General features: G+C 70.5%; 26 protein-coding genes, 2 tRNA genes and 1 other RNA gene. 20 read left to right on the forward strand and 9 right to left on the reverse strand.

Translation table 11 applies throughout. The features are described from left to right. Nucleotides 1-23: 23 nt before the first annotated feature. Nucleotides 24-122, reverse strand: an RNA gene (gene ffs / locus IE226_RS21055) — signal recognition particle sRNA small type. A gap of 142 nt (nt 123-264) precedes the next feature. On the opposite strand from ffs, the gene IE226_RS21060 reads away from it, so the two are divergent. Further along, nucleotides 265-352: transfer RNA gene (locus IE226_RS21060), tRNA-Ser, on the forward strand. Nucleotides 353-427: 75 nt separating this feature from the next. On the opposite strand, the gene IE226_RS21065 is transcribed toward IE226_RS21060, so the two are convergent. Then, complete coding sequence (locus tag IE226_RS21065; RefSeq protein ID WP_190082860.1) at nt 428-1,675, reverse strand: PucR family transcriptional regulator; 1,248 nt, start codon at nt 1,673-1,675, stop codon at nt 428-430. A gap of 155 nt (nt 1,676-1,830) precedes the next feature. On the opposite strand from IE226_RS21065, the gene IE226_RS21070 reads away from it, so the two are divergent. Together IE226_RS21070 and IE226_RS21075 are read left to right on the forward strand one after the other, a co-directional pair. Beyond that, the gene (locus tag IE226_RS21070) at nt 1,831-2,709 is read left to right on the forward strand and encodes an SGNH/GDSL hydrolase family protein (RefSeq protein ID WP_229871375.1); all 879 of its coding nucleotides are present in this window, start codon (nt 1,831-1,833) and stop codon (nt 2,707-2,709) included. A 40-nt stretch (nt 2,710-2,749) separates the two neighbouring features. Further along, nucleotides 2,750-3,724, forward strand: a complete 975-nt coding sequence (locus IE226_RS21075; RefSeq protein ID WP_190082862.1) for a LysR family transcriptional regulator — start codon at nt 2,750-2,752, stop codon at nt 3,722-3,724. Here IE226_RS21075 and IE226_RS21080 read toward each other — a convergent pair. Beyond that, nucleotides 3,637-4,227 carry a GNAT family N-acetyltransferase gene (locus tag IE226_RS21080; RefSeq protein ID WP_190082863.1) on the reverse strand — a complete coding sequence of 197 codons (591 nt, stop codon included), beginning with the start codon at nt 4,225-4,227 and terminating at the stop codon, nt 3,637-3,639. The genes IE226_RS21075 and IE226_RS21080 overlap by 88 nt on opposite strands. A gap of 130 nt (nt 4,228-4,357) precedes the next feature. On the opposite strand from IE226_RS21080, the gene IE226_RS21085 reads away from it, so the two are divergent. From IE226_RS21085 to IE226_RS21100, 4 genes are all read left to right on the forward strand, one after another. Then, nucleotides 4,358-4,942, forward strand: coding sequence for an HhH-GPD-type base excision DNA repair protein (locus IE226_RS21085; RefSeq protein WP_190082864.1), 585 nt, complete (start codon nt 4,358-4,360; stop codon nt 4,940-4,942). A 536-nt stretch (nt 4,943-5,478) separates the two neighbouring features. Beyond that, nucleotides 5,479-5,625: a hypothetical protein gene (locus IE226_RS21090; RefSeq protein WP_190083119.1), complete on the forward strand. Its 147-nt coding sequence runs from the start codon at nt 5,479-5,481 to the stop codon at nt 5,623-5,625. Nucleotides 5,626-5,962: 337 nt separating this feature from the next. Further along, nucleotides 5,963-6,259: a type II toxin-antitoxin system VapB family antitoxin gene (locus tag IE226_RS21095; protein ID WP_003955420.1), complete on the forward strand. Its 297-nt coding sequence runs from the start codon at nt 5,963-5,965 to the stop codon at nt 6,257-6,259. A gap of 157 nt (nt 6,260-6,416) precedes the next feature. Beyond that, nucleotides 6,417-7,067 (forward strand): LytR C-terminal domain-containing protein, encoded by a 651-nt coding sequence (locus IE226_RS21100; protein WP_190082865.1) that lies wholly within the window; start codon nt 6,417-6,419, stop codon nt 7,065-7,067. A gap of 27 nt (nt 7,068-7,094) precedes the next feature. Here the strand turns inward: IE226_RS21100 and upp are convergent, their stop codons facing one another. Continuing rightward, the gene (gene upp / locus IE226_RS21105; protein WP_190082866.1) at nt 7,095-7,730 is read right to left on the reverse strand and encodes a uracil phosphoribosyltransferase; all 636 of its coding nucleotides are present in this window, start codon (nt 7,728-7,730) and stop codon (nt 7,095-7,097) included. Nucleotides 7,731-7,878: 148 nt separating this feature from the next. On the opposite strand from upp, the gene IE226_RS21110 reads away from it, so the two are divergent. From IE226_RS21110 to IE226_RS45085, 9 genes are all read left to right on the forward strand, one after another. Beyond that, nucleotides 7,879-8,079 (forward strand): hypothetical protein, encoded by a 201-nt coding sequence (locus IE226_RS21110; protein WP_190082867.1) that lies wholly within the window; start codon nt 7,879-7,881, stop codon nt 8,077-8,079. Nucleotides 8,080-8,284: 205 nt separating this feature from the next. Further along, complete coding sequence (locus tag IE226_RS21115) at nt 8,285-8,857, forward strand: tRNA adenosine deaminase-associated protein (RefSeq protein ID WP_190083097.1); 573 nt, start codon at nt 8,285-8,287, stop codon at nt 8,855-8,857. A gap of 63 nt (nt 8,858-8,920) precedes the next feature. Further along, nucleotides 8,921-9,364, forward strand: a complete 444-nt coding sequence (gene tadA, locus IE226_RS21120) for a tRNA adenosine(34) deaminase TadA (RefSeq protein WP_190083098.1) — start codon at nt 8,921-8,923, stop codon at nt 9,362-9,364. A 56-nt stretch (nt 9,365-9,420) separates the two neighbouring features. Then, nucleotides 9,421-9,505 (forward strand) — tRNA-Ser (locus IE226_RS21125). A 403-nt stretch (nt 9,506-9,908) separates the two neighbouring features. Continuing rightward, complete coding sequence (locus IE226_RS21130; RefSeq protein ID WP_190082868.1) at nt 9,909-10,088, forward strand: hypothetical protein; 180 nt, start codon at nt 9,909-9,911, stop codon at nt 10,086-10,088. A gap of 61 nt (nt 10,089-10,149) precedes the next feature. Then, a complete protein-coding gene (locus IE226_RS21135; protein WP_190082869.1) occupies nt 10,150-10,443 on the forward strand; it encodes a Dabb family protein in 294 nt (97 codons plus the stop codon). Between the two features lie 214 nt (nt 10,444-10,657). Next, nucleotides 10,658-11,590, forward strand: a complete 933-nt coding sequence (locus IE226_RS21140; protein WP_373307005.1) for an RNA polymerase sigma factor SigF — start codon at nt 10,658-10,660, stop codon at nt 11,588-11,590. 243 nt (nt 11,591-11,833) lie between these two features. Next, nucleotides 11,834-12,694 (forward strand): RNA polymerase sigma factor SigF, encoded by an 861-nt coding sequence (locus IE226_RS21145; RefSeq protein ID WP_190082871.1) that lies wholly within the window; start codon nt 11,834-11,836, stop codon nt 12,692-12,694. 603 nt (nt 12,695-13,297) lie between these two features. Next, complete coding sequence (locus IE226_RS45085; protein WP_308429504.1) at nt 13,298-13,588, forward strand: hypothetical protein; 291 nt, start codon at nt 13,298-13,300, stop codon at nt 13,586-13,588. A gap of 79 nt (nt 13,589-13,667) precedes the next feature. Here IE226_RS45085 and IE226_RS21155 read toward each other — a convergent pair whose 3' ends face one another. Continuing rightward, entirely contained in the window at nt 13,668-13,871 is a 204-nt protein-coding gene (locus IE226_RS21155; protein ID WP_190082873.1) for a hypothetical protein, read from the reverse strand. A 172-nt stretch (nt 13,872-14,043) separates the two neighbouring features. Here IE226_RS21155 and IE226_RS21160 point away from each other — a divergent pair, with 172 nt between their 5' ends. From IE226_RS21160 to IE226_RS21175, 4 genes are all read left to right on the forward strand, one after another. Further along, nucleotides 14,044-14,523, forward strand: coding sequence for a MarR family winged helix-turn-helix transcriptional regulator (locus IE226_RS21160; protein WP_190082874.1), 480 nt, complete (start codon nt 14,044-14,046; stop codon nt 14,521-14,523). Between the two features lie 89 nt (nt 14,524-14,612). Continuing rightward, nucleotides 14,613-17,075 (forward strand): MFS transporter, encoded by a 2,463-nt coding sequence (locus IE226_RS21165; RefSeq protein WP_506417423.1) that lies wholly within the window; start codon nt 14,613-14,615, stop codon nt 17,073-17,075. A gap of 167 nt (nt 17,076-17,242) precedes the next feature. After that, nucleotides 17,243-18,061, forward strand: a complete 819-nt coding sequence (locus IE226_RS21170) for a YceI family protein (protein WP_190082876.1) — start codon at nt 17,243-17,245, stop codon at nt 18,059-18,061. Nucleotides 18,062-18,088: 27 nt separating this feature from the next. Then, nucleotides 18,089-18,550 carry a PPOX class F420-dependent oxidoreductase gene (locus tag IE226_RS21175; protein WP_190082877.1) on the forward strand — a complete coding sequence of 154 codons (462 nt, stop codon included), beginning with the start codon at nt 18,089-18,091 and terminating at the stop codon, nt 18,548-18,550. A gap of 20 nt (nt 18,551-18,570) precedes the next feature. Here IE226_RS21175 and IE226_RS21180 read toward each other — a convergent pair whose 3' ends face one another. The 4 genes from IE226_RS21180 to IE226_RS21195 all read right to left on the reverse strand — a co-directional run bounded on the left by IE226_RS21180 (nt 18,571) and on the right by IE226_RS21195 (nt 24,611). After that, nucleotides 18,571-19,353: a TetR/AcrR family transcriptional regulator gene (locus IE226_RS21180; RefSeq protein ID WP_190082878.1), complete on the reverse strand. Its 783-nt coding sequence runs from the start codon at nt 19,351-19,353 to the stop codon at nt 18,571-18,573. Between the two features lie 95 nt (nt 19,354-19,448). After that, a complete protein-coding gene (locus IE226_RS21185) occupies nt 19,449-20,966 on the reverse strand; it encodes an MFS transporter (RefSeq protein WP_190082879.1) in 1,518 nt (505 codons plus the stop codon). Nucleotides 20,967-21,123: 157 nt separating this feature from the next. Next, entirely contained in the window at nt 21,124-23,265 is a 2,142-nt protein-coding gene (locus IE226_RS21190) for an ArnT family glycosyltransferase (protein WP_190082880.1), read from the reverse strand. After that, nucleotides 23,262-24,611: a bifunctional glycosyltransferase family 2/GtrA family protein gene (locus IE226_RS21195; RefSeq protein ID WP_190082881.1), complete on the reverse strand. Its 1,350-nt coding sequence runs from the start codon at nt 24,609-24,611 to the stop codon at nt 23,262-23,264. Before IE226_RS21195 ends, IE226_RS21190 begins: the two co-directional genes overlap by 4 nt. Nucleotides 24,612-24,631 lie beyond the last annotated feature (20 nt).

Here is a 24,631-nt window from a genome sequence, read left to right on the forward strand (position 1 = left end):
CACTGACAACCAGGACCGCCCCAACGCAAAGCGCCCCCCACGCACCCGCCAGAGCCAACCTACCCTTGCTGCCTTCCGGCCCTGGGGGAGTTCAGTCAGATAGCGCCACGTGAGGGGCTGAGCCCCACCTTAGCCGATCCCGGGCGCCGGAAGCGACGCCGGACCCCACCTCGATGCCCGCCTCCGGAAGACCTGAGGACGATCTTCCGGTCCGAGGCGGATCGTGTTCGCGAGCACTCCCCAACGTCTTGTATTGTTTGCGGCGGAGGATTCGCCTAGTGGCCTAGGGCGCACGCTTGGAAAGCGTGTTGGGGGCAACCCCTCACGAGTTCGAATCTCGTATCCTCCGCCAGTGCCTCACCGGGCACTAAGTTGATGGGCCCCACCGTTCGCGGTGGGGCCCATCGACGTTTGGTGGGCCGAGCGCTTACGTCCGGCCAGGCCTCTGCGGGTCAGTCGCGTCGTGTGCCGTCAGCGCCGCTCGTAGTGTCAGCAGGTCCGTGTGGGCGGTGAGGTCCAGGCCCGTCAGTGTGGCTATGCGACGTAGGCGGTAGTCGACCGTGTTGGGGTGGACGTGCAGGCGGGACGCTGTTTCGCGGCGGTCCAGGTTCGAGGCGAAGTAGGTGCGCAGGGTCGCCGGCAGGTCCGGGCCCTCCGTCAGGGGTGAGAGCAGCGCGGCCAGGTGGGAGCGGGCCGGGCTCGCGCGGGTGAGCTGGTAGTCGAGGAGCAGCGACGTCAGGGGGTAGACGCCCGGCGGTCGTCCCGTGCCGACCGCGGTGTCGCGCAGCTCCGTGGCGAGCCGTACGGCCTGCGGGACCTCGGCCGGTGTGCTCGCGGCGACGCCCGCCGTCAGGGGCACTCCGCTGACGGTGATGAGGGATGCCGTCAGTTTCGCGAGGCGTGCGCGCTGGGTGTCGGGCGCCCGGTCCGGGGCGCTGTCGGACGGGATGAGCGCGAGGCCCTCGTCGGCGGACAGGCGGGTGAGCACGGGGTGGCCGAGGGCGCGGTCCAGCTCCGTACGCAGGCGTCTGATCTTGCGCCGTGAGGCCACCGTGGCGTCGACGTCGGCGCGGTCCTCGTCCGGGTGGCGTCCGATGGTGAAGGCGAGCGCCAGATAGCACGGCGGGAGGCGTATCCCCAGGTGGGCGGGGTCGAGTTCGGCGCCTCTGCCGTCGAGCAGGGCGGACAGGACGGTGTGCCGGGCGGCGTCGCGCTCGCCGATCAGTGACTGGCTCTCCGCCACGTATCCCGCGGTGACGGCGGACGTGATCTCGCGCAGGCAGTCGAGCAGGAGCCGGTGGGCCTCGATCAGTTCGTGCGGTTCGGCCGTCGCCGTCACCTCCTCCACGCAGATGGCGGCCCCGTAGTGGTAGGCGCTGACGACGGCGTCCACGGGGAGGCGTTCCTCCGCGCGCCTGGCCGCCGAGAGGCGCACCTTCTCCAGGAACTCCGGGGGCGGCATGCGTTCCGTGCGCAGCACCTCGGCGAAGGCGCGGATCGTCATGCCGACGATGGTCCGTACGTCTCCGTGCAGTTCCTCGGCGGGCAGCCGCCCGTAGACCGGCAGGTCGTCCGCGATGCGCCGGGTGACCCTCTCGGCGAGGCCCGGTACGTCGGCGATCAGGAAGCGGCCCACGCTCTTGTCGAGGCGGCCCGCGCTTTTGTCACCGGTCACAACTGGCTCCCCGGAAAGTCTGGTCGCGCGCCCACAACGCCGGGGGCGCGATGGCCCGGATCATAAGGGCGTCTGTTACCCCCGGTACACCCTCACTCTCACCCCCAATCTCCAGGGCCCGCACCCCCGGGCCCCGCACCCACCCAGGAGAGCCCGTGCGCCCCTCACGCACCCGCACCACCATCACGGCGATCGTGGCCGCCGCCCTGTCGGCCTGCGTCCTCGGAGCCGCTCCGGCCGGCGCCGCGTCACCGAAGTCCGCGCCCGCGAAAGCCGACGAGCCCCTTGAGTACGTAGCCATCGGCGACTCCTTCGCCGCGGGCCCCCTCATCCCCGTCCAGAACCAGCTGTCCTGCCTCCGCTCAGACCGGAACTACCCGGCCGTCGCCGCCGAGGCACTCGGCGCCAGGCTCACCGACGTCAGCTGCTCGGGGGCCAAGGTGAGCGACTTCTCCGGCCGCCAGTTCGGCCTGCTGCCGCCCCAGTACGAGGCACTCAAGCCGAGCACCGACCTGGTGACCCTGACCATCGGCGGCAACGACGTCAGCCTCGTCGCCACCGCGCTGGGCTGCGTCAACCTCCTCCCCAAGCCCACCGGCATCTCCTGCGCCGACACCGCCGCGAGCAAGGGCGACCCCACCGCGAAGGCCATCGACGCCTGGAGTGCCACCTTCGGCAAGGCGCTCGACGAGGTACACCGGCGCGCCCCGAACGCGAAGATCGTCGTCGCGGGGTACGCCACCTACATCCGCAAGGACGGCTGCTGGCCGACCCAGCCCATCTGGGACAAGGACGGCAACTACCTCCAGGCGCGCGTGAACCAGCTCAACGGCGTACTCGCGGAACAGAGCAAGGCCCACCACGCCACCTACGTCGACACCGCCGCCGTCAGCGCCGGTCACGACACCTGCGCAGCACCGTCCGAGCGTTATATCGAGGGCCTGCTGCCGACCAGCGTCGCGGCGCCGCTGCACCCCAACGCGCGTGGCATGGCCGCCTTCGGGACGGCGGTGGCCCGGGCCGCCCGCGGTTAGTTCTACGTAAGGAAACCGGCGCGGCATTAAGCTGCGCTGCATGCTTGATACGCGGCGCATGCAGGTCCTCCGGGCAGTGGTCACCAGCGGTTCCGTGACCGCCGCGGCCCGCAATCTCGGGTACACGCCCTCCGCCGTGAGCCAGCAGATGGCGGCCCTGGAGAAGGAGGCGGGCATCGCACTCCTTGAGCGCACCGGCCGCGGGGTGCGGGCGACGGACGCCGGGCGGCTGCTCACCGAGTACGCGGTCACGATCGGCAGGCAGCTCGCCGAGGCGGAGACGGCGCTCGCGGAGCTGCGGGCCGGGCGTACGGGCCGGGTCTCCATGCGGTACTTCACCACCGCCGGGGCGGCGCTCGTCGCCCCGGCGCTCGCGGCGTTGCGGCGCGCACAGCCCGGCGTACAGATCGAGTTGAAGCTGTCCGACCCGGACGACCCGATGCCGCAGGTGCGGGACAGACAGGCGGATCTCGCGCTTGTGGTCAGGCCGCGGGGTCAACTGGGTCTGGACGGCGTGCGGTTCGAGCATCTCCTGGACGACCGGTACCACGCCGTGCTGCCTGCGGGGCATCCCCTCGCGGCCAAGCCGCTGCTCGACATGACGGACCTGGCCGACGAACCGTGGGTGGCCAGCGAGTCGCCGGGGCCCTGCCTCGATCCCATCCTGGAGGCGTGCGGCGCGGCCGGTTTCAGCCCGGACTTCGTGGTGGAGAGCGGGGACTACGCCACGGCCCAGGGGTTCGTCGCCGCGGGCCTCGGCGTCGGTCTCGTACCGCAACTCGGCCTCGACGCGCCCCATTCGGGCGTGGTCGTACGCGAGGTCCGCAACCCGGTGCCGATCCGGTCGATCTACGCGGCGGTGCGGGGGCCGGCACCCGAGCGCCCGGCGGTGCGGGGGCTGCTCGACGCGCTGCGGGAGGCGGCGGCTCAGGCGGGCTCGCCCGGCGCCGTGCCCGGTCCCGGCGCCGACATCGACGCCGGAGACGGCTCCGGGCCCGGCTCCGGAGCCGCGTAGCACCGCACGGTGACCGTCTGCCGCGGGCTCCAGTGCTGCTCGCCGGTGCCGAGGAACCGCCAGCCCGTACGTTCGTAGAGCGCGGTGGCCGAGGTGTCGGACTCGACGACGTCCAGGACCGGGTCGAGCCCCGACGCACCGGCCTCCGCCACGACCCGCGCGAGGAGCAGCGCCCCGAGTCCGTGCCCGCGGGCGCCGGGCGCGACGAACAGGCGGCTGACGACGGCTGTCCGGTCGATCGGCACGCCCTGGCGCTCGCTCCACAACCCGGGCGCCACATCGTCCGCGTCACGGCGACAGAGCGCGACATGTCCGGCCACACGCCCGTCGAGCTCAGCGATCCAGGCGCCTATGAGTGCGCCTCCGGTCAGCCAATCGGCGGGCTCCTCCGGCCAGTTGGTCGGGTAGCCGTCGGCCTCGTGCACGCCGGCGAGTGCTTCCACGCAGGCGGGCAGGTCGGAGGAGCGGCGGGGGCGGACGAGGGTGGCCGTGGCTTGTCTCATCCCGCCATCGTCTCCCGCACGCTCCGCCACACGCGAAGGGTTTTCAGACCCCGCGTACAGGCCCCGCGTACAGACCCCGCGTACCGAGCCCCGCGTGCGAACCTCCGCCCCGCGGGAGAGGATCGGGCCCATGGACGTCACCCTGCACCTGGCGCAGCAGCCGGAAGCCGACGAGCTCCTCGGCCGCAGTCCGCTGGCCGCGCTCGTCGGGATGCTGCTCGACCAGCAGGTGCCGATGGAGTGGGCGTTCGCGGGCCCGCACACGATTGCCCGGCGGCTGAACGCGGATGATCTCGACGCGCACGAGATCGCCGCGTACGACCCCGAGGAGTTCGCCGCGCTGCTCTCGGCCAAACCCGCGGTGCATCGTTATCCGGGGTCGATGGCGAAGCGGATCCAGCAGCTGTGCGAGTACCTGGTGGAGCACTACGAGGGGGACCCCACCGCCCTGTGGGAGGGGTGCGCGTCCGGCAAGGATCTCCTGAAGCGGCTCAACGACCTCCCCGGCTTCGGCAAGCAGAAGTCCCAGATCTTCCTGGCCCTGCTGGGCAAGCAACTGGGCGTACGGCCCGCGGGCTGGCGGGAGGCGGCGGGGGCCTACGGCGAGGCGGACGCGTATCGCTCGGTCGCGGACATCACGGGCCCCGAATCCCTCCGGCGGGTCCGCGCCCACAAGCAGCAGCTGAAGGCGGCGAAGGCCGCCGCCGGGCAGTAGCGGGACAGCGCAGCCCGCAGCCCGCCACCCAGCCCTCACGCACCGCCCCCCACAGGAACCCGCGCCCACCCCGCCATAGCCCAAGCGGGCCAATCTCGGCGCAAGGCAACACCAAGCGGCCCCCTCCGTGGGACATGACCCCACATGAGCCGCGTCGCGTTGTGCCGTCCCGCGTGGCTCCGCGCTGTTCTGATTCTGCTGGCCCTCCTCGGCACCGTCCTCGCCCCCGCGTCCCCCACCAGGGCCGCCCCCGCCCCACCCCCCGCGGCCGTCTCCACCGAGCCCTGCGGTGAGGCCCACCAGGACACCGCCGACAGCGCACTCCGCGTACCGGCAAGGCGCCCCGTCCCCCACGCCACCCCGGCCACCGCACGTCCCCGCGCCGCACTCCGAAGCCGCCCCGGCCCCCTCCGCGACCGCCCCCACGTCACCGCCCCGCGTTCCGTCGTCCTCCGCTGCTGACAGTCCCCTGGGCCCCCGGCCTGACCGCCACTCCTCCCCCCTGTCAAGCAGCAGAGAAACGAGGACAGACACCCATGCCCATCGACCCTTACGCCGCCCTGCACGCCCTCCTCCGCGCCGAAGCCGTACGCAACGCGCCCCATCCGGCCTCGGCCCCCGTGAAGACGCAGAACGAGGACGAGGAGGATCACCAGGAGAGGTCCGGCCAGAGCGACCGCTGAGCCGCCGGCGCAGACGCGGAGGCGAGCGCCCTGCCTCGGCGTCTGCGCCGAGCCGTACCGAAAGACGACCGCGACCGCGACGCGGAGGGTCGACAAGTTCCGGCCCTTTTGGTTCGGCGCAGCAAGAGATCGGGCCGTCAGCCCCGTGACAGAGAAAGACCCGTTAGAGGGGTTCGCGCTCCCCGTCGTGGACGGCATCGGCGGGGTCGTCGTTCACTTCTGCCCCAGCTCCCGGCGCGGGTCTTTCCGGAATGCCCCCATTTACGGCGTCATTTCCCAGACTCGCACTCGGTCGCCAAGGCTGCGCCCGGAGAGCCTTGCCCGGTAGGCTTTCCGTGTGATCTTCAAGCGCATCGGAAACGGCCGGCCGTACCCCGACCACGGCCGGGAAAGCACCCGGCAGTGGGCGGACGTCGCGCCGCGCCCGGTCCGCCTCGATCAGCTCGTGACGACCAAGGGCCAGCTGGACCTAGAGACGCTCCTCGCGGAGGACTCGACGTTCTACGGCGACCTGTTCGCGCACGTGGTGAAGTGGCAGGGCGACCTCTACCTGGAAGACGGACTGCACCGCGCGGTCCGCGCGGCGCTCCAGCAGCGCCAGGTGCTGCACGCCCGCGTCCTCGAACTGGGCTGACCAGCCAGACGACAGCACCGCCCACCGGTCCGACGACAACAGCGGCACCGGTGCGCCGCCGCACGCCCACGCCCTCGTTGGCCCTTTTGGGTTGGACTGAGCCCGAGTCAATGATCATTTAGTAGGCATCACGGCGTCGTCGCATTACGCTGCGCCCATGAGCATGCTCACTCCCCCCGGCATGGGCGGCAAGTACCGCATCACGGGTGCCAAATATCCCCGTATGCGCCGGAACCGTGGCCGCCGCCGGATCGTGCTCGCGGTGGTCGCTTCCGTCGTCGCGGTCGGCCTGATCGGCTGGGGGACCCTGCAGCTCATCGATGTCTTCACGGGCGGCGGCAAGGCCACCGCGGCGAGCACGCGCGGCGACTGCGCGGCCGAGCGGCCGGGCTCCTCGGCCAAGGCGCCCGCGCCCAAGGCACTCCCGAAGCCGGGCGACATCAAGGTCAACGTCTACAACGCCACGCCCCGCGGCGGCCTCGCCAAGGACGTCGCGGCCGAGCTCAAGAAGCGCGGCTTCACCGTCGGCAAGGTGGACAACGCGCCCAAGGAGTACGACAAGAAGGTCAAGGGCACCGGCGTACTGCTCGGCCCCAAGTCCGCCGCTCAGAGCGCGATCCCGGTACTCGGCACGCAGCTCGCGGGCGCCGAGAGCCGCACGGACGCCCGCAAGGGCGGCGAGGTGGACCTCATCCTGGGCTCGAAGTTCAAGGATCTGGCAAAGAAAAAGGACGCCGACAAGGCTCTGGCGGTACTCGCCGAGCCCAAGCCGACGCCCTCACCGTCCAACGGCCGCAAGGGCTGCTGAACGCCGGTCCGGGAAGGACCCCGAGCGCTACTCCGCGGTCCCGTACATCCGGTCGCCCGCGTCGCCGAGACCCGGCACGATGTAGCCGTTCTCGTTGAGCCGCTCGTCGACCGAAGCCGTCACGACCGTCACCGGCGTGCCCGCGAGCTCGCGCTCCATGACCTCGACGCCCTCGGGGGCGGCGAGCAGCACCACGGCGGTGACGTCGTCCGCGCCGCGCTTGATCAGTTCCTGGATGGCCGCGACGAGCGTGCCGCCGGTGGCCAGCATGGGGTCGAGGACGTACACCTGGCGGCCGGAGAGGTCCTCCGGCATCCGGGTCGCGTACGTCGACGCCTGGAGCGTCTCCTCGTCGCGGATCATCCCGAGGAAGCCCACCTCGGCGGTCGGCAGGAGCCGCACCATGCCGTCCAGCATGCCGAGCCCGGCGCGCAGGATCGGCACGACCAGGGGGCGCGGGTGGGACAGCTTGACGCCGGTCGTCGTTGTGACCGGGGTCTCGATGTCGACCTGCTCCGTGCGCACGTCCCTGGTGGCCTCGTACGCGAGCAGGGTGACCAGCTCGTCGGCGAGGCGCCGGAAGGTAGGGGAGTCGGTGCGCTTGTCGCGCAGCGTGGTGAGTTTGTGCGCCACCAGCGGGTGGTCGACGACGTGGATCCGCATGCCCTCAACAGTAACCGCGCCACGGACCCCCCGGACTCCCCCGTCACCGACCGCTCCGGCCCTCCCCGCGCCCCCCGGAACATCCCGCGCTCGCATCAAACCCGCCGTCCGGGGGAAAGTGGACGTACGACCTGGGGTGGTGATGCCCATGCCCGACAGAGAGCCGGGTGGCCGGGAGCCGGGAGGCCGGGAGCCGGACCGCGAGACCGAAGCCGAGCGTCGGCGCCGACGCGCCCAGTTCCTGCACGAGAGGGCCGAGGCGCTAGAGCTGCGCGACCGCGTGAAGCCGCGCCGCGCCCGAGCCGCACGCATGCGTCAGCAGATGCGTATGCGCACGTTCCGCTGGTAGCGGCCACCTCTCACGCAGGCATCCGGGAGGTGTCCGTGCAAAGCGACGCGGACACAGCGGGCGGAAGACCTCTCCTTGAGCCGTGGTTTCTGCCACGATTCCGAGTGGGCGGGGCTTGGAACAGCAATTCCCCCGCTCCCCGAACTCGCCGGGGGGACACCCAAACCGTCAACCGGCACTGTCTATGACCAGTGGGAGAGTCACGGTGTACTTCGCCGCACTGCTCGCGCGCACCGAAGACGGGTGGGAAGCGAGCGACACGGAGCTCGACGATGTGGAGACCCTGTCGGATCTCGCCGACCTGGCCCGCGAGGCCACTGCCGGGAGCGCTGAGGACGACACCGTCCTCGTCTTCATCGAACAGGAGGACGCCTGGTTCGGCGTCGTCCGCGTCGACGGTGAGGAGGACCCTCGTATCTACGTCTCGGACGCGGCCGCTGCCGCCCGGAGTTCGTACGGCGAGATCCTGCTCACCGACGAGATGCTCGGCCGTGAGCCGGGCAACGACGATCCGGGCGTCGATCTGGACGCCCTCGACCTGGACGGTACGGAGGACGGCGAACCGGTCGGCTCCGACGCCGCCCCCGATCCCGCCGATGACGACGACACGGGGGAGCCCTCGGGCGAAGCGGTGCCCGCGGGGCCCCTCGGGGACTCCGAGCTCATGACCGACCTCGGCGTGCCCGAGAAGGACCTGCTCGGCCTGGAACCCGGTGACGCGCTCAGCGACATCGCCGAGATCCTCGGGGCTGCGGAGGTGCTCGAGGCCGTCCGCTAGGTTCCCGGTGTGACCGAAACCGGCCTGGAGCCCGATCCCGTACGCGACCGCTGGCGGGCGCCCATGCGGCTTGCCCTGGCCGAGGCCGAACTGGCCGCCCGGGGCGGCGATGTGCCCGTCGGCGCCGTCGTGCTGTCCCCGGACGGCACGACGGTGCTCGCGGCGGGCCACAACGAACGCGAGGCGACCGGCGACCCGACGGCGCACGCGGAGGTGCTCGCCGTCCGCCGGGCCGCCGCCGCGCTCGGCGAGTGGCGGCTGACGGGCTGCACCCTCGTGGTGACCCTGGAGCCCTGCACGATGTGCGCGGGCGCGCTCGTGCAGTCCCGGGTCGACCGGGTCGTCTACGGAGCGCGTGACGAGAAGGCGGGCGCCGCCGGCTCCGTCTGGGACGTCGTACGCGACAGAAGGCTGAACCACCGTCCCGAGGTGATCCAGGGCGTCCTCGCGGAGGAGACCGCGGAGCTGCTCACCCGCTTCTTCAGGGGCTCTGAGGGGTCGCCCTAGAGGTGCCGAGGGGGCGGATTTCTGACCACGGCCCTCTTTGGGCTAGAGTTCCTCTCGGTAGCGTGTCCGAGCGGCCGAAGGAGCTCGCCTCGAAAGCGAGTGTGGGGAAACTCACCGTGGGTTCAAATCCCACCGCTACCGCTCTTACGACGAAGGCCCTGTCCGCGAGGACGGGGCCTTCGTCGTTTTCCGCGACGGCGGATGGATGGGGGCGCGCGACGGCGGATGAATGGGTCGGGGGAAGCGGCATCGGGGGGACAAGCCGCTCCCCCCGATGAGGACCGGACCCTCCGGCCCGCGCCGTCCTTGGGGGGAAGCAGACGGCGCGTGACCCCGCAGTGGGGGCCGGTCCCTGGCCCGCGGATTCCTGCCAGATCCGCTCGGGCACATCACCCATCCTGCCGCCCGCGCAACCGGGAACGGCCCGGCAAAGGGCCTCTGCCACCAGGCCGTTGGTCCTCAAAGGCCCGGTGAGCACGTGCCGGGTTAGACTCACGCCCGTCACAGGGGTCACAGAGCGCAGCGGGTAAGGGGAGGCCGGAGCATGGCGGTGCAGTGGAAGAAAATCGGGCTCTTCGCGCTCGTCGTCTTCATGCTTTACGTGATCATCACTGACCCCGCCAAGGCCGCGGACTATGTGCAGATAGGCTTCGAGGCGGTTTCGGATGCCGCTCGGAGCATAGGCGATTTCATGACGTGGGTCGCCAACGGAGGCAAGGACTGAGCGGCTCGTCCCGCCGTCCTCCCCTCCCCCCGGTCCCCCGCCCCGCATCCCTGGAGTGCGCATGATCCGCCATCTGGTCCTCTTCAAGCTCAACGACGGTGTGCGGCGCGACGAGCCGCGCGTCGTCGAAGGCGTCAAGGCCTTCCGCGCGCTCGGCGACCAGATCCCGGAGCTCACGTTCTGGGAGTGCGACTGGAACATCACCGACCGGCCCATCGCGTACGACTTCGCCATCAACTCGGCGGTCGAGGACACCGATGCGCTGAAGCGGTACATCGAGCACCCGGCCCATCAGGCGGGCGTCGCACTGTGGCGGGAGTTCGCCACGTGGGTGATCGCGGACTACGAGTTCTGACCTACCGCGCGAAGCGGCCCCTCACCGGACGGTGAGGGGCTTTTCTGCGTCTTATGGCCCAACTCGGCCCTCAACACGTAGTTATCGGGTGCTTGCACACAGTGCACATGTCTTGTGATGCTATGACCGCTTTTGACGGATGAGTTGACCAGGGTCGGCTGATCTTGACCGAGCTCGACAGGACTTGATTGCGCTTGACCGAGAAGGGGTGGCGTTGACCGTGCCGGCCAGTACTGCGCCCGAAGCACCACCCGTGACCCCGCAGGCGAGCAGCCCCGGCGCTCCGAGCAACCAGAGCGCGGCCACCGACGGCGCGAGCCTCCCGGCCGCCACCGGCACCTCCGGCAGCCCCGGCACCCCTGGCAGCCCCAGCACCCCCAGCAGCAGGGGCGCCGACACCCGGGCCCTGACGCAGGTGCTCTTCGCCGAACTCAAGGGGCTCGAACCGGGCAGCCCCGAGCACGGCCGCGTCCGCGGTGCGCTCATCGAGGCCAATCTGCCGCTGGTGCGCTACGCCGCCGCCCGCTTCCGCAGCCGCAACGAGCCGATGGAGGACGTCGTCCAGGTCGGCACGATCGGCCTGATCAACGCCATCGACCGATTCGACCCCGAGCGCGGCGTGCAGTTCCCGACCTTCGCGATGCCCACCGTGGTCGGCGAGATCAAGCGGTACTTCCGCGACAACGTACGAACGGTCCATGTGCCGCGCCGTCTTCACGAGCTGTGGGTGCAGGTGACCGGGGCGACCGAGGACCTCACCACGGCGTTCGGGCGCTCGCCCACGACCGCGGAGATCGCCGAGCGGCTGCGGATCACCGAGGAGGAGGTCCTGGCCTGTATCGAGGCCGGACGTTCGTACCACGCGACGTCGTTGGAGGCGGCCCAGGAGGGCGATGGTCTGCCCGGCCTGCTCGACCGGCTCGGCTATGAGGACCCGGCACTCGACGGCGTCGAGCACCGCGACCTCGTCCGCCATCTCCTCGTACAGCTGCCCGAGCGCGAACAGCGCATCCTGCTCCTTCGCTACTACAGCAATCTGACGCAATCACAGATCAGCGCCGAATTGGGCGTTTCTCAGATGCATGTGTCAAGACTGCTGGCCAGAAGCTTCGCGCGACTTCGATCCGCAAACCGTATCGAGGCGTAACCGTAACGAGTGGACTGCTCAATGAGCAGTTCCCGACGCTTCACGAGCAGAAAAGCCCCAGACCCCCTCTTTCCTGCATCGGTGTCACCCTTCTTTGTCGACATGTAACTACAGCGTGTTGCCGACATGTGACATTCTGCTGGAACCGCGTTTGCCGGAGCCCCACGTCCGGTATTCAGGTGGAGGCTGCGTTCCTCCGACGGGAACGTGTGCCGCGACCGTCCGCGACCCAAAGGGGGTGGCATGTCCGCAGACCAGGGCAGCTCGAAGGTGCTCACGCTCACGAAGAGCGAATCAGCGCCCGACGCGCTTGCGAGCTCAAGTGTTTCCGGGGCTTCAGGAGCCATCGACACCCGCACCCTGTCCCGCTCCCTGTTCCTGCGGCTCGCCGCACTCGACAAGGACAGCCCCGAGCGTGTCTACGTAAGGGACACGCTGATCGAGCTCAACCTCCCGCTCGTCCGGTATGCGGCAGCGCGCTTCCGCAGCCGCAACGAACCGATGGAGGACATCGTCCAGGTCGGCACGATCGGCCTGATCAAGGCGATCGACCGATTCGACTGCGAACGCGGCGTGGAATTCCCGACGTTCGCGATGCCGACCGTCGTCGGCGAGATCAAGCGCTTCTTCCGCGACACCAGTTGGTCGGTGCGCGTCCCGCGCCGCCTCCAGGAGCTGCGGCTCGCGCTGACGAAGACGAGCGACGAGCTGGCGCAGCGGCTGGACCGCTCACCGACCGTGCCCGAACTCGCCAAGGCACTCGGGGTGTCCGAGGAGGACGTGGTCGACGGCCTGGCCGTCGGGAACGCGTACACCGCCTCCTCGCTCGACTCCCCGGCCCTGGAGGACGACGGCGGCGAGGGCTCCCTCGCCGACCGCCTGGGGTACGAGGACAGCGCGCTCGAAGGCGTCGAGTACCGCGAGTCCCTCAAGCCGCTGCTCGCCAAGCTGCCGCCGCGCGAGCGCCGCATCATCATGCTGCGCTTCTTCGCGAACATGACGCAGTCGCAGATCGGCGAGGAGGTCGGCATCTCGCAGATGCACGTCTCGCGGCTGCTCACGCGGACGCTTTCGCAGCTGCGTGAAGGACTCATCGCGGACTGATCGCACTCCCCCTGTGGCCAGGGACGCTCAAGGAGCCGCAGGGGGACAGCAGTTGCTGACGGGGTTCCTAATTGACGGGTCGTCAGACACACTGTCGCGATGCGACGTGGCATACGAAACGTACTGAGCGCGTCTACGGCTGCCCTGTGCCTGGGCGGGGTCCTTGCCGCCTGCGGGGGCGGGGGCGGTGACGACGGCTATGTGGCCACGGGGCCGGCCGGTGCGGGCCCTGAGCGGGCGCCTGGCAAGGGAGTTGCGCCCACCGGTGAGGTGGAGCTTGTGCCGTTGGTGCCTCCCGGCGGGGGGAGCGGCGGTGGTGAGTCTGGGGGTGAGGGTGACTCCCCCGCGCCGTCGGAGTCCGGCGCCGGTGGCTCTTCCGGCAAGTCCCCTGGCGGCAAGGCCGGTTCCGGCTCTCCGGGCGGGCCGAGCAGCTCGGACGGATCGGACAGCGGTGGTTCCTCGGCTGACGGTGCCAAGTCCCCTCGTACGGAGAGTGGTTCGGGGGGCGGCTCAGCGGGGCGCCCTGAAGGCGGGGCGAGTGAATCTCCCTCCGCGCCCGGCGGTGGCACCAGCGCGGGGCCCAGCGGACCCGCGAAGCTCAGCGTGAGTGAGCCGCAGCGTAAGCCCGCGGACGACCGCTGGTGCGAGAAGGTGACCGTCTCCTTCCGTAACACCGGGGGGTCGCCGGTGCGGTCCGGGACGGTCACCTTCGAGACGCACGTCATCGGTGCGCTTGGCGTGGACTGGGCCACGCTGAAATCCACGGAGAAGCTGCCCGCGCCCATCGACGCGGGGAAGTCCGTCAAGAAGACCTGGACTGTGTGCGTCGACGCGTGGCGCGTGCCGCTGGGCATGCATGTGGAGACGCGGGACGTCTCCGTCGAGTGGGAGTAGCCCGTCGTCTTGTACCTGCGGGTCCGCCGTGGCTGAGCGCGCAGTTCCCCGCGCCCCTAAACGCCCCTCCGGGGCGTCCTTACTTCAGCGCCAGCCACGCCACCCCCGCCACCACCGCGATCGCGATGACGACGCCGATGATCAGGCCGATGCGCGGGCCCGCGGATGCTGCCGCCGGCTGCTGGGCTCGGCCCTGGGGGGACTCGTCGACGAAGGCGCGGAACATCTGCGTGCTGCCGGCCGGGTCGGGGGTGTTCTGGGGGCCCTGGGGGTTGTGTGCCATAGCGCAGGACCCTAGCGAACCATCGGGGGTCGGCCCAACCCCCGCTGACCACGGACTTTACTGGGGCGGCCCCAGAGCTTTGCCGACTCTTTAGCCGGTTGGTCCAGTTTTAGTTTGCCTGCGGCAACCAACTGTCTTTATCGTTGCCCTAAGCAACAACATAGGAGGTGTCGTGGCCGCGCAGCGTCATTACGAGGACCTGGCCCGACAGCTCAGCGCCATCGGTGCCGTGAAGCGCGGCCTCGGACGAGGCTTGCCGCACGACTGCCCGGGCGGGTCCGCCGCCGTACTCATCCTGCTCGACCGGCACGGAGAGATGCGGATGAGCAGGCTCGCCGAGCTGCTCGCCGTGGACATGTCGGTGACTTCCCGCCACGTGGCCCACGTCGCCGAGAAGGAGTGGATCCTCCGGGAACCCGACCCCGCCGACAAGCGCTCCCGGATCTTGCGCCTGACGCCCGCGGGCCAGACCAAGGTCAATGAGCTGTCCGAGCTGTCCATCAGGACACTCACCCACTACTTGCATGACTGGTCAGACGACGAGGTCGTCCAGCTCAGCACGCTGCTCGCGCGACTGCGCGACAGTTTCGGGGACTGCCGCGCGGCTTCGGCCCGGCTCCCCTTCGAAGAGACCACCCGTACACCCGCGTAATGAAGAGGAAGCCCATGGCAACAACCACACCATCCGGTGTGCGGGGCAGCCACGCCAAGCACGGGGCGACTCATGACGAGAACGCTCCGATGACACACCGGCAGATCATGGAGGCCCTCTCCGGCCTGCTGCTCGGCATGTTCGTCGCGATCCTGTCGTCGACGATCGTCTCCAACGCCCTGCCCGAAATCATCGGCGACCTGGGCGGCGGCCAGTCCGCCTACACCTGGGTCGTCACCGCGTCGCTCCTGGCGATGACGGCGACCACCCCCCTGTGGGGCAAGCTGTCGGACCTCTTCAGCAAGAAGGCCCTGGTCCAGATAGCCCTGATCATCTACGTCGGCGGTTCGATCGTCGCCGGTCTCTCGCAGAGCCCGTCGATGCTGATCGCCTGTCGTGTCGTGCAGGGCATAGGCGTGGGCGGTCTCTCCGCCCTCGCACAGATCGTGATGGCCGCGATGATTTCCCCGCGCGAGCGCGGCCGCTACTCCGGCTACCTCGGCGCGACCTTCGCCGTCGCCACCGTCGGCGGCCCGCTGCTCGGCGGTGTCATCACCGACACGTCGTGGCTGGGCTGGCGCTGGTGCTTCTACGTCGGCGTGCCGTTCGCGATCATCGCTCTGATCGTCCTGCAGAAGACCCTGAAGCTCCCCGTCGTGAAGCGGGACGTCAAGGTCGACTGGGGCGGCGCCTTCTTCATCACCGCGGCCGTCTGCCTGCTCCTGGTCTGGGTGACCTTCGCGGGTGACAAGTACGACTGGATGTCCTGGCAGACCGGCGCCATGGTCGGCGGTTCGATCGTCCTCGGCCTGCTCTTCCTGCTCGTCGAGGCCAAGGCGAGCGAGCCGATCATCCCGCTGCGCCTCTTCCGCAACCGCACCATCACCCTCGCCTCGCTCGCCTCGCTCTTCGTGGGTGTCGGCATGTTCGCGGGCACGGTGTTCTTCAGCCAGTACTTCCAGCTGGCGCGCGACAAGTCGCCGACGATGTCCGGTGTCATGACGATCCCGATGATCGGCGGCCTGTTCATCTCCTCGACGGTCTCGGGCCAGATCATCACCAAGACCGGCAAGTGGAAGGCCTGGCTGGTCACCGGCGGTGCGCTCCTGACCGCGGGCCTCGGCCTGCTCGGCACGATGCGCTACGACACCGAGTACTGGCACATCGCGATCTACATGGCGCTGATGGGTCTCGGCATCGGCATGATGATGCAGAACCTCGTGCTCGCCACGCAGAACCAGGTCGCTCCCCAGGACCTCGGTGCCGCGAGCTCCGTCGTCACCTTCTTCCGTTCCCTCGGTGGCGCCATGGGCGTCTCGGCGCTCGGCGCCGTGATGTCCACGCGCATCACCCACTACGTGAAGGACGGCCTGGCCGACCTCGGCCCCGAGGCCGCGAAGGCGGGTCACGGCGGTACGGGCGGCGGCGCCATCCCGGACCTGGACAAGCTCCCGGCTCCGTTCCGCACGGTCATGGAGAGCGCCTACGGGCACGGCATCGCCGACGTCTTCCTGATCGCCGCGCCGCTGGCCTTCCTGGCCTTCCTGATCACGATCTTCATCAAGGAGGTTCCGTTGCGTACGTCCGGTGCGCTGGCCCAGGCCGCCGAGTCCTCGGACGCCGACGCCCCCGCGGCCACTCCCTCCGCCGCCCCGGCCGCCGCCTCGGCCGCCGCAGAGCAGCCTGTGCCCGTCTCCGTCGGCGCGCACACCGAGACGGGCCCCGAGGGCACGCAGAAGCTCGCGGCGGTGGCCTCGGCGGCCGCCGGTGACACCCTTCCGCCCACCTTCGGCGGCACCCCGGTCCGCGGCTTCGTCCGCGGCGCGGAGAGCACCCCGGTCCCGCGGGCCGCGGTCACGCTGATCTCCCTCGGGGGACGGCAGCTGGGCCGTGCGGTCGCGCAGGGCGACGGGTCCTACGCGGTGGACGCGCCGGGCGCGGGCTCGTACGTACTGATCGCTTCGGCCGACGGTTTCCAGCCGCAGGCCTCCACGATCGTCGTCTCCGACGAGGCGCTCACGTACGACATCCTGCTGAGCGGCACGAGCGGCCTCAGCGGTGTGGTGCGGGCCTCCGACGGCAAGCTGCCGGTGTCCGGCGCGATGGTCATCGTGACCGACGTGCGCGGCGATGTCCTGGCCACCGGGCTCACCGGTGAGCAGGGCGAGTTCACCTTCGCCGAGCTGGTGCCCGGCCAGGTCACCATCGCGGTGAACGCCGCGGGTCACCGCCCGATGGCGCTGCCCGTCGAGGTCGGCGCGGTCGGCGTCACCCGGGTCGAGGTCGAGCTGAACGCCGGCGCGCAGGTGCTCGGCACCGTCCGCGCCAAGGGCGGTCCGCTGAACGACGCCCGCGTCACCCTGGTGGACGCGGCGGGCAACGTCGTCGCCACCGCGACCACCGGGTCCGACGGCGCCTACGCCTTCAGCGACCTGGACAGCGGCGAGTACACGGTCATCGCGACCGGTTACCCGCCGGTGGCGACGGGACTGACCGTCGCCGGTGAAGGTGTCGGTGACCACGACATCGAACTCGCCCACCCCGGCGAGTAGTTGACCCCGGCCCGGGCGCGCCCTTCGAGCGGATGAGCGTGCCCGGGCCGGTTGTGGAAGGGCCCCCGGACCGGCGGTGGCGCATACGGCAGGGGACGGCCGTGTCACCGCCGCCGGGGGCCGCACACTTTCTTTTGAGCTTTGAGCTTGGCAAGGAGCAAAACGGGATGGGACTCAGCGCTCGGATTCGGACGCGGGACGGGTGGGCGGTGTCGCACGCCGTCGTCACCCTCACCGACATGACCGGTACGCAGGTGCTGCGGGCCTCGGCGGACGCGGAAGGTGCCGTGCGCGACGCGACGGACCTGGCGCCGGGACCGTACACCGTGATCGTCACCGCGGTCGGCTACGCGCCCGTCGCCTCGACCGCCATGGTCACGGCGAGCGGCCGTGCCGAGGTGGGCAACATCGTCCTGGCCCGGCAGGGCGGCACCGAACTGCCGCCGCCCGGGCCCTGGACCATCGACCCGGCGCACTCGACGGTGGGTGCGGTCGCCCAGCACCTGGGGATCACCAGCGTGCACGGCCGGTTCACCGAGTTCGGCGGGGTCGTGGAGATCGCCGAGGACGTGGAGAAGTCGCGCGTCGAGGCGGTCATCAGGTCGGCGTCCATCGACACCGGCAACGGCATGCGGGACGGCCACCTGAAGTCGCCGGACTTCCTGGACGTCGAGCAGTACCCGGAGCTGACCTACCGGTCGACCGGCCTCACGCCCGCCGGATCGGACCGCTGGACCGTCCACGGCGAGCTCGGCATGCACGGTGTCGTACGCCCGGTCGACCTGGACCTGAGCTACCTCGGCACCGGCGCGGACCCCTGGGGCGGCACGCGCGCGGCCTTCCGGGCCACGGCCGAGCTGCGCCGGGAGGACTTCGCCATGAACTACAACCAGGTGGTGCAGGCGGGCATCTCGGCGATCGGTACGACCCTGCGGGTGGAGCTCGACATCCAGGCGGTCCAAGGGGACTCGCTCCCCCGGGTCTAGCGCCGCGTGCGGCACTAGGGTGCGTTCATGGCACCCAATATCGCTACCAACACCACGGTCTCGCTCGACGAGTTGCTCGACTTCGTCCGCCCCAGGCACCGCGCCATTCTGCTGACGGGCCGGTCGGACGGAACCCCGCAGGGATCTCCCCTGACCTGCGGGGTCGACGACTCCGGACGGATCGTGGTGTCCACGTATCCGGAGCGGGCCAAGACGCGCAACGCCAAGCGGAACCCGCGGGTCAGCATCATCGTCCTCAGCGACGAGTGGAACGGGCCGTGGGTGCAGATCGACGGCACGGCCGAGGTCATCGACTCCCCGGACTCGGTGGAGCCGCTCGTCGAGTACTTCCGGAACATCTCCGGCGAGCACCCGGACTGGGACGAGTACCGCGAGGCCATGGTGAAGCAGGGCAAGTCCATCATCCGGATCACTCCGGAGCGGTGGGGGCCGGTGGCCACCGGGGGATTCCCGGCGTCGAAGGCCTGAGCGGCGCGTGCGGTACGGGCCTACGGGCCGGGCTTGAGTGTCGCCTCGATGCCCGCGATCAGCAGGTCGAGGGCGACCGTGAAGTCCAGCTCCCACATCTCCTCGACCGTGGCCCCGCCCCGCGCCTCCATCATGTCGGCGGCGCTGTGCAGGGTCTCCTCCACGTCCGGGTGGTCGCGGACCACGGCCATGGCCTCCGTGAAGTACTCCCCCGGAGTGAGCCCCGCCGCCGCGCACCGCGCGATGTAGTGGCCCTGCACGGTGCCGAATCCGTACACGAACTGGAAGACCGCCGAGATCGCACCGGTCTGCTTCTTCGCGGGCAGACCGGTCTTGCGCACCACGTTCTGCACGGTCAGAGCGAACCTGAGCCAGTTCGGGCCGATGTTGAGGAAGTTGCCGACCAGCGGCGACACCCAGGCGTGCCTGACCAGCAACCGCCGGTACTCCTCGGCCAGTTCGCGCAGCGTTTCGCGCCAGCCGTCCGGCGTGATCGAATCGACGTCCGGCAGGTTCATCTCCCCGGCTGCCGCGTCCAGGGCCAGTTCGAGCAGGTCGTCCTTGGTGTCCACGTACCAGTACACGGACATCGCCGTGACGTTCAGGTCCGCCGCGAGGCGGCGCATGGAGAACTTGGCGAGGCCCTCCTCGTCCAGGAGGCGGACCGTGGCCTCGGTGATGCGTTCCCGGTCGAGGCCCGACGGCTGATCACTCCTGCGGCCCGCGCCGTTGCGGAGGGCCTTGCCCTCCAGCCAGACGCTGGTCCGCGCGGGGCTCTTCGCGCGGTCGGCTGCCTTCGCCATGGCGCACCTTCCTGGTCCTGAGCTTGTACTGGTACCGGTGGTCCCGAGGCGGGCGACAGACCGGAATCGGCCAGTCCGTCGCCCGCCCGTCGATGCTATGCGGACGCCGTGGCCGGGTCCGTCTTCGCAGAGTCTGCCCTCTCCGCACGCTTGAGCAACGCTGCCGCCACCATGCCCCCGAGGAACACGGCCACCGCCCCCACCAGCTGACTGGTCTCAAGGCCCGAGGAGAACGCGTCGGCGATCCTCGTACGTTCGGCGTCGGACCCGGCAGCCGCAAGGGCCGCGGGCAGCGAGACCGCGGAGACGGTGACGAGCGAGGCGAAGCGCGAGTTCAGGACAGCGCCGAGGACCGCGACGCCGAGGCCGTTGCCGAACTCCGCGAGCGTGCCGTTGACGCCCGCGCCCACGCCCGCCTTCGCCGGCGGTATCGCGCTCATGATCGCGTTGGCCATGGCGGGCATGGCGAACGCGATGCCCGCGCCCATCACGATGAGACCGGTCAGCATGCCGGTGTAGTTGTCGCCGCCGAGTACGGCGATCGCGGCGAGGCCCGCGGCGAGCAGGGTCATGCCGATGGCGATCGTCGCGGGGGTGCTGGTCTTCTTCAGGAGCCGCGCGCCGAGCCCGGTGAGGTTGAGCGCGACCACGGTGACCGCGAGCGGTGCCGTGCGCAGGCCCGCCTCCAACGGCTCGTATCCGAGGACGAACTGGAGATGCTGGGTCAGCAGGAACAGCGAACCGCCGAGGCCGAAGGCGACCAGGATGGCGCCCGCGACGGCGCCGATGAACTTCTGGTTGCGGAAGAAGTGCATGTCCAGCATCGGGTACGGGATGCGCAGCTCCCACCAGACGAAGATGCCGAGTACGGCCACGCCCATCGCGGCGGCGCCGAGCACCTGCGTCGACGTCCAACCGTGCTCGGGCCCGGAGATGATCGCGTAGACGACCGAGGCCATGCCGATCGTCGAAAGCAGCGCGCCGAGCAGGTCGGGGCGGTCGCCCTGCGGGTTCTTGGACTCGGGGACCAGCTTGATCACGGCGACGAGACCGATGAGCGCCACGGGGATGTTGATCAGGAAGATCGCGCCCCACCAGAAGTGGTTGAGCATGACCCCGCCCATCAGCGGGCCGAGCGCGAAGCCGAGGGAGTTCACGGTCGACCAGAGGCCGATCGCCTTCATCCGCTCGCTGTCGTCGAAGATCTGCACGACCACCGCGAGGGTGGTGGTCATCAGGAGGGCGCCGCCGACGCCCATTCCGGCCCGCGCGGCGATGAGCTGCGCGGAGGACTGGGAGAGGCCCGCGACCAGCGATCCGATGCCGAAGAGCGCGAGGCCCGCGACGAGCATCTTCTTGCGGCCGTAGCGGTCGGCGGAGCTGCCCGCGGTGAGCAGAAGGCCGGACTGGACCAGCGAATAGGCGTTGATCATCCACTGGATGTCCGCCGTGGACGCGTCCAGCTCCTTGGTGAGGGAGGGGATGGCGACGTTGAGGACGGTGTTGTCCAGGAGGACGGTGAGCTGAGCGAGGCAGATGACGCCGAGGATCAGCCACCGCTGCGGATGCCCGTGTGAGGGGGTGGGGGTCTCGGCGGTCGTCGCTGCCGTCATGCCCTCTCCTCTCCTTCTGCTTATACGGTGTATGTGGAGTGGTGATGTACACCGTAAAGCATTCCCCGTACGGCGTACAAGACGGGTATGCGCGGGCATGCGGGCATGACGAAGGGGCCGGCCGCAGGTGCGTTCGGCCCCTTGCGGGCGGAAGCTGTCAGCTCTTCTTCGGCTGGGTCAGGTCGTAGAAGGTCGCACTGCCGACGGTGACCTTCTTGTAGTTGTCCTCCACCCAGGAGGTGATCTTGGAGGAGGTGCCGCTGTCGCCGCCCACGCCGCCTCCCATGCCACCGCCGGAGATGAAGTAGTGGATCTTCCCGTCCTCGACGTACTGCTTGAACTGGGCGAGGGTCGGTGACGGGTCGCTGCCGTTGAATCCGCCGATCGCCATCACCGGGTCACCGGTGGCGAGTTGGTAGCTCGCGGCGTTCTGCGAGCCGATGGCCGCCGCCGCCCAGGTGTAGTCGCCGGCGTCCGCCTCCAGGAGCTTCTTCGCCTTGGCGCTGACTTGAGCACCGTCGAGAAGGCCGCCCATGCCGCCGCCTCCGCCGATGCCGCCGCGCTCGCCGGTACGGCCGCCGGGCATGCCGCCTTGCTGCTGCTTGCCCTGCTGGCCGTTCCGACCGGGGGGCTGCATGGCGTTGCCGTTCTGGCCGCCGGGGGCCTGGCCCCTCTGACCCTGGCCGGGCGGCTGCATCCCGCCGCCACCGCCACCGCCACCGGGACGGCCGCCTCCGCCGCCAGGTCCACCCATGCCGCCCGCCGAAGCAGGCCCCGCGGTCACGATCGACCCGGTGTGCGCGCTGTTCACCGTGGAGAGCGTGTACGCGACCGACCCCGCCAGCGAGGCAGCGAAGCTCAGTCCGACCGCCACCAGAGCCAGCTGCCGCCCGAGCCGCGCCGCGAGCAGCAGCCCGACCGCGCCCACGAGGCCGCCCACGAGCACCGCCCAGCGCAGCCAAGGCAGGTAGTCCGGGGTCCGGCCGAGCAGGACGTACCCCCACCAGGCCGTGCCCGCGACGGCCACGCCGAGCAGCGCGCCCGCCCACCACTTGGCCCGCTCCTCCCACAGGACCGTGGCGCCCATGCCGATCAGCGCCGCGATGTAGGGGGCGAGGGCGACCGTGTAGTACTGGTGGAAGATCCCCGCCATGAAGCTGAAGACGGCCGCCGTCATCAGCAGGGCGCTGCCCCACGCCACGAACGCCGAGCGCGTGGTGTCGGTCCTGCGGGCCTTCCAGGTGAGGATGATGCCGCCGACGAGCAGGATCAGCGCGGCGGGCAGCAGCCACGAAATCTGGGCGCCGACCTCGGAGTTGAACATCCGCCCGAGCCCGGTCTCGCCCCACTGCATGCCACCGCCACCGCCACCGCCGGGACCGCCCCCGCCGCCGACGCTGCCGGTCTCCTCGCCGTTGATGCGGCCGAGGCCGTTGTAGCCGAAGGTCAGCTCAAGGAAGGAGTTCTTCTGCGAGCCGCCGATGTACGGGCGTGAGGACGCGGGCCAGAGCTCCACGATCGCCACCCACCAGCCGCCGGCCACGATCATCGCGAGCCCGGAGAGTGCCAGCTGGCCGAAGCGCTTGCGCAGCCGCACGGGCGCGCACACCGCGTACAGGACGGCGAGCGGCGGCAGGATCAGGAACGCCTGGAGCGTCTTGGCGAGGAAGGCGAGGCCGACCACGACGCCCGCCCACACCAGCCACTTGGTGCGGCCGTTCTCCAGTGCGCGCAGGACGCAGTACACGGTGACCGTCATCAGGAGCGCGAGCAGCGCGTCCGGGTTGTTGAACCGGAACATCAGCGCGGCGACGGGCGTCAGCGCGAGCACCGCGCCCGCGATGAGCCCGGCCGCCGGACTGAAGCGGCGGCGGACGGCCGCGTACAGGACACCGACCGTCGCGACGCCCATCAGCACCTGCGGGGCGAGCACCGCCCAGGAGTTGAGGCCGAAGAGGCGCACGGAGAGTGCCATCGGCCAGAGCGCGGCCGGGGGCTTGTCGACGGTGATCGCGTTGCCCGCGTCGAGCGAGCCGAAGAACATCGCCTTCCAGCTCTGGCTGCCCGCCTGGACGGCCGCGGAGTAGAAGGAGTTGGCGTAGCCGGACGCGCTGAGGTTGTAGAGGTAGAGGACCGCGGTCGCGAGCAGCAGCCCGAGGAAGGCGGGACGCGCCCAGCGCGGGTCGTCGTGGCGTCCGCGCCAGAGCCGCGCGGGCAGGGTGCGCGTGGCCCGGTGGGCTCGCCCATGCGTCGCCGCGGGTGGCGGCACCGACTGGGGCGCGTGGGAGGTCGTCGTCATCGTGCGTTCCTCGGGTCGTGTGCGTAGTCGGTCTCGTACGAGGACGAGGCGTCGGGCGGCGGCATCGCGTCGGAGCGCCGCTCCGGGAAGACCCAGGCCCGCAGGAGCAGGAACCGCAGCACCGTCGCCGCGAGGTTGGCGGCTATGAGCACCGCGAGTTCCGTGCCGTGGGACGCGTTGCCCGACGCCGCGTCGAGGGCGGCCAGCGAACCGCTGGTCAGGACGAGGCCGATGGCGAAGACCACCAGGCCCTGTGCCTGGTGGCGCATCGCGCGGTCACGGCCGCGCACCCCGAAGGTCAGCCGCCGGTTGGCGGCGGTGTTGGCGACCGCCGACACGAGCAGGGCGAGCGCGTTGGCCACCTGCGAGCCCGAGAACGTACGGAAACCGGAGTACAGAAGCAGGTAGAAGAGCGTGGAGAGCGCGCCGACCACGCAGAAGCCGACCAGCTGGCGGGCGAGGCCGCGCGGCACACCGGCCAGTTGCCGGTCGCGCGGGTCGTCCCCGAAGGGGCGCGCGAGGCGGTCGAGAGGGAGGGCGCCGACAGCGAGGGCCTTCCCCACCCGCCACACACCCTTCAGGTCGTCCGTGGCCGTCCTGACCAGGTGAACCGTGGAGTCCGGGTCGTCGACCCAGTCGACCGGAACCTCGTGGATACGCAGGCCCGCGCGCTCGGCGAGCACCAGCATCTCCGTGTCGAAGAACCACCCCGTGTCCTCGACGAGCGGCAGCAGCACCCCCGCCACATCGCTCCTGATCGCCTTGAACCCGCACTGGGCGTCGGAGAAGCGGGCCTGGAGCGAGCCGCGCAGGATGAGGTTGTACGTACGCGAGATGAACTCCCGCTTCGGGCCGCGCACCACCCGCGAACTGCGCGCGAGCCGTGAGCCGATCGCCAGGTCCGAGTGCCCGGAGATCAGCGGCGCCACCAGCGGGAGCAGCGCGTTGAGGTCGGTGGACAGGTCCACGTCCATGTAGGCGAGGACGGGGGCGTCCGACGCGGACCACACGGCGCGCAGGGCACGGCCGCGCCCCTTCTGTTCGAGGCGCGTGTACCGGACCTCCTCGCTCGACGCCGCGAGCCGCGCCGCCACCTCGGGGGTGCGGTCCGTGGACGCGTTGTCCGCGACGGTGATGCGGAAGGGGTAGGGGAAGGTCCGTACGAGGTGCTCGTGCAGGCGCCGCACGCACGGCTCCAGATCCTTCTCCTCGTTGTAGACGGGGATCACGATGTCCAGGACGGGCACGGGCACGGGAACGGGCGCATCACGCCATCCGGCGGGGAGGTGGGCCCGGGCCGGCAGAGGGACCGAGCAAGCACCGCCCGAAGCAGAGTCGGTTTGCATGGCACCGACATTCGCCAAGT

The sequence above is a fragment of the Streptomyces longisporoflavus genome (genome assembly GCF_014649775.1).
In the GTDB taxonomy this organism is placed as follows: Bacteria; Actinomycetota; Actinomycetes; order Streptomycetales; family Streptomycetaceae; genus Streptomyces; species Streptomyces longisporoflavus.

Bases quoted from the DNA above. Each gene is read 5' to 3' on its own strand.
- IE226_RS21135 (WP_190082869.1), top strand. From the start codon at position 10,150: ATGATCCGCCATCTGGTCCTCTTCAAGCTCAACGACGGTGTGCGGCGC.
- IE226_RS21090 (WP_190083119.1), top strand. From the start codon at position 5,479: ATGCCCATCGACCCTTACGCCGCCCTGCACGCCCTCCTCCGCGCCGAA.
- upp (WP_190082866.1), bottom strand. From the start codon at position 7,730: ATGCGGATCCACGTCGTCGACCACCCGCTGGTGGCGCACAAACTCACC.
- IE226_RS21130 (WP_190082868.1), top strand. From the start codon at position 9,909: ATGGCGGTGCAGTGGAAGAAAATCGGGCTCTTCGCGCTCGTCGTCTTC.
- tadA (WP_190083098.1), top strand. From the start codon at position 8,921: ATGCGGCTTGCCCTGGCCGAGGCCGAACTGGCCGCCCGGGGCGGCGAT.
- IE226_RS21085 (WP_190082864.1), top strand. From the start codon at position 4,358: ATGGACGTCACCCTGCACCTGGCGCAGCAGCCGGAAGCCGACGAGCTC.
- IE226_RS21170 (WP_190082876.1), top strand. From the start codon at position 17,243: ATGGGACTCAGCGCTCGGATTCGGACGCGGGACGGGTGGGCGGTGTCG.
- IE226_RS21165 (WP_506417423.1), top strand. From the start codon at position 14,613: ATGACACACCGGCAGATCATGGAGGCCCTCTCCGGCCTGCTGCTCGGC.
- IE226_RS21075 (WP_190082862.1), top strand. From the start codon at position 2,750: ATGCTTGATACGCGGCGCATGCAGGTCCTCCGGGCAGTGGTCACCAGC.
- IE226_RS21195 (WP_190082881.1), bottom strand. From the start codon at position 24,611: ATGCAAACCGACTCTGCTTCGGGCGGTGCTTGCTCGGTCCCTCTGCCG.
- IE226_RS21145 (WP_190082871.1), top strand. From the start codon at position 11,834: ATGTCCGCAGACCAGGGCAGCTCGAAGGTGCTCACGCTCACGAAGAGC.
- IE226_RS21110 (WP_190082867.1), top strand. From the start codon at position 7,879: ATGCCCGACAGAGAGCCGGGTGGCCGGGAGCCGGGAGGCCGGGAGCCG.
- IE226_RS21080 (WP_190082863.1), bottom strand. From the start codon at position 4,227: ATGAGACAAGCCACGGCCACCCTCGTCCGCCCCCGCCGCTCCTCCGAC.
- IE226_RS21100 (WP_190082865.1), top strand. From the start codon at position 6,417: ATGAGCATGCTCACTCCCCCCGGCATGGGCGGCAAGTACCGCATCACG.
- IE226_RS21185 (WP_190082879.1), bottom strand. From the start codon at position 20,966: ATGACGGCAGCGACGACCGCCGAGACCCCCACCCCCTCACACGGGCAT.
- IE226_RS21180 (WP_190082878.1), bottom strand. From the start codon at position 19,353: ATGGCGAAGGCAGCCGACCGCGCGAAGAGCCCCGCGCGGACCAGCGTC.
- IE226_RS21190 (WP_190082880.1), bottom strand. From the start codon at position 23,265: ATGACGACGACCTCCCACGCGCCCCAGTCGGTGCCGCCACCCGCGGCG.
- IE226_RS21155 (WP_190082873.1), bottom strand. From the start codon at position 13,871: ATGGCACACAACCCCCAGGGCCCCCAGAACACCCCCGACCCGGCCGGC.
- IE226_RS21175 (WP_190082877.1), top strand. From the start codon at position 18,089: ATGGCACCCAATATCGCTACCAACACCACGGTCTCGCTCGACGAGTTG.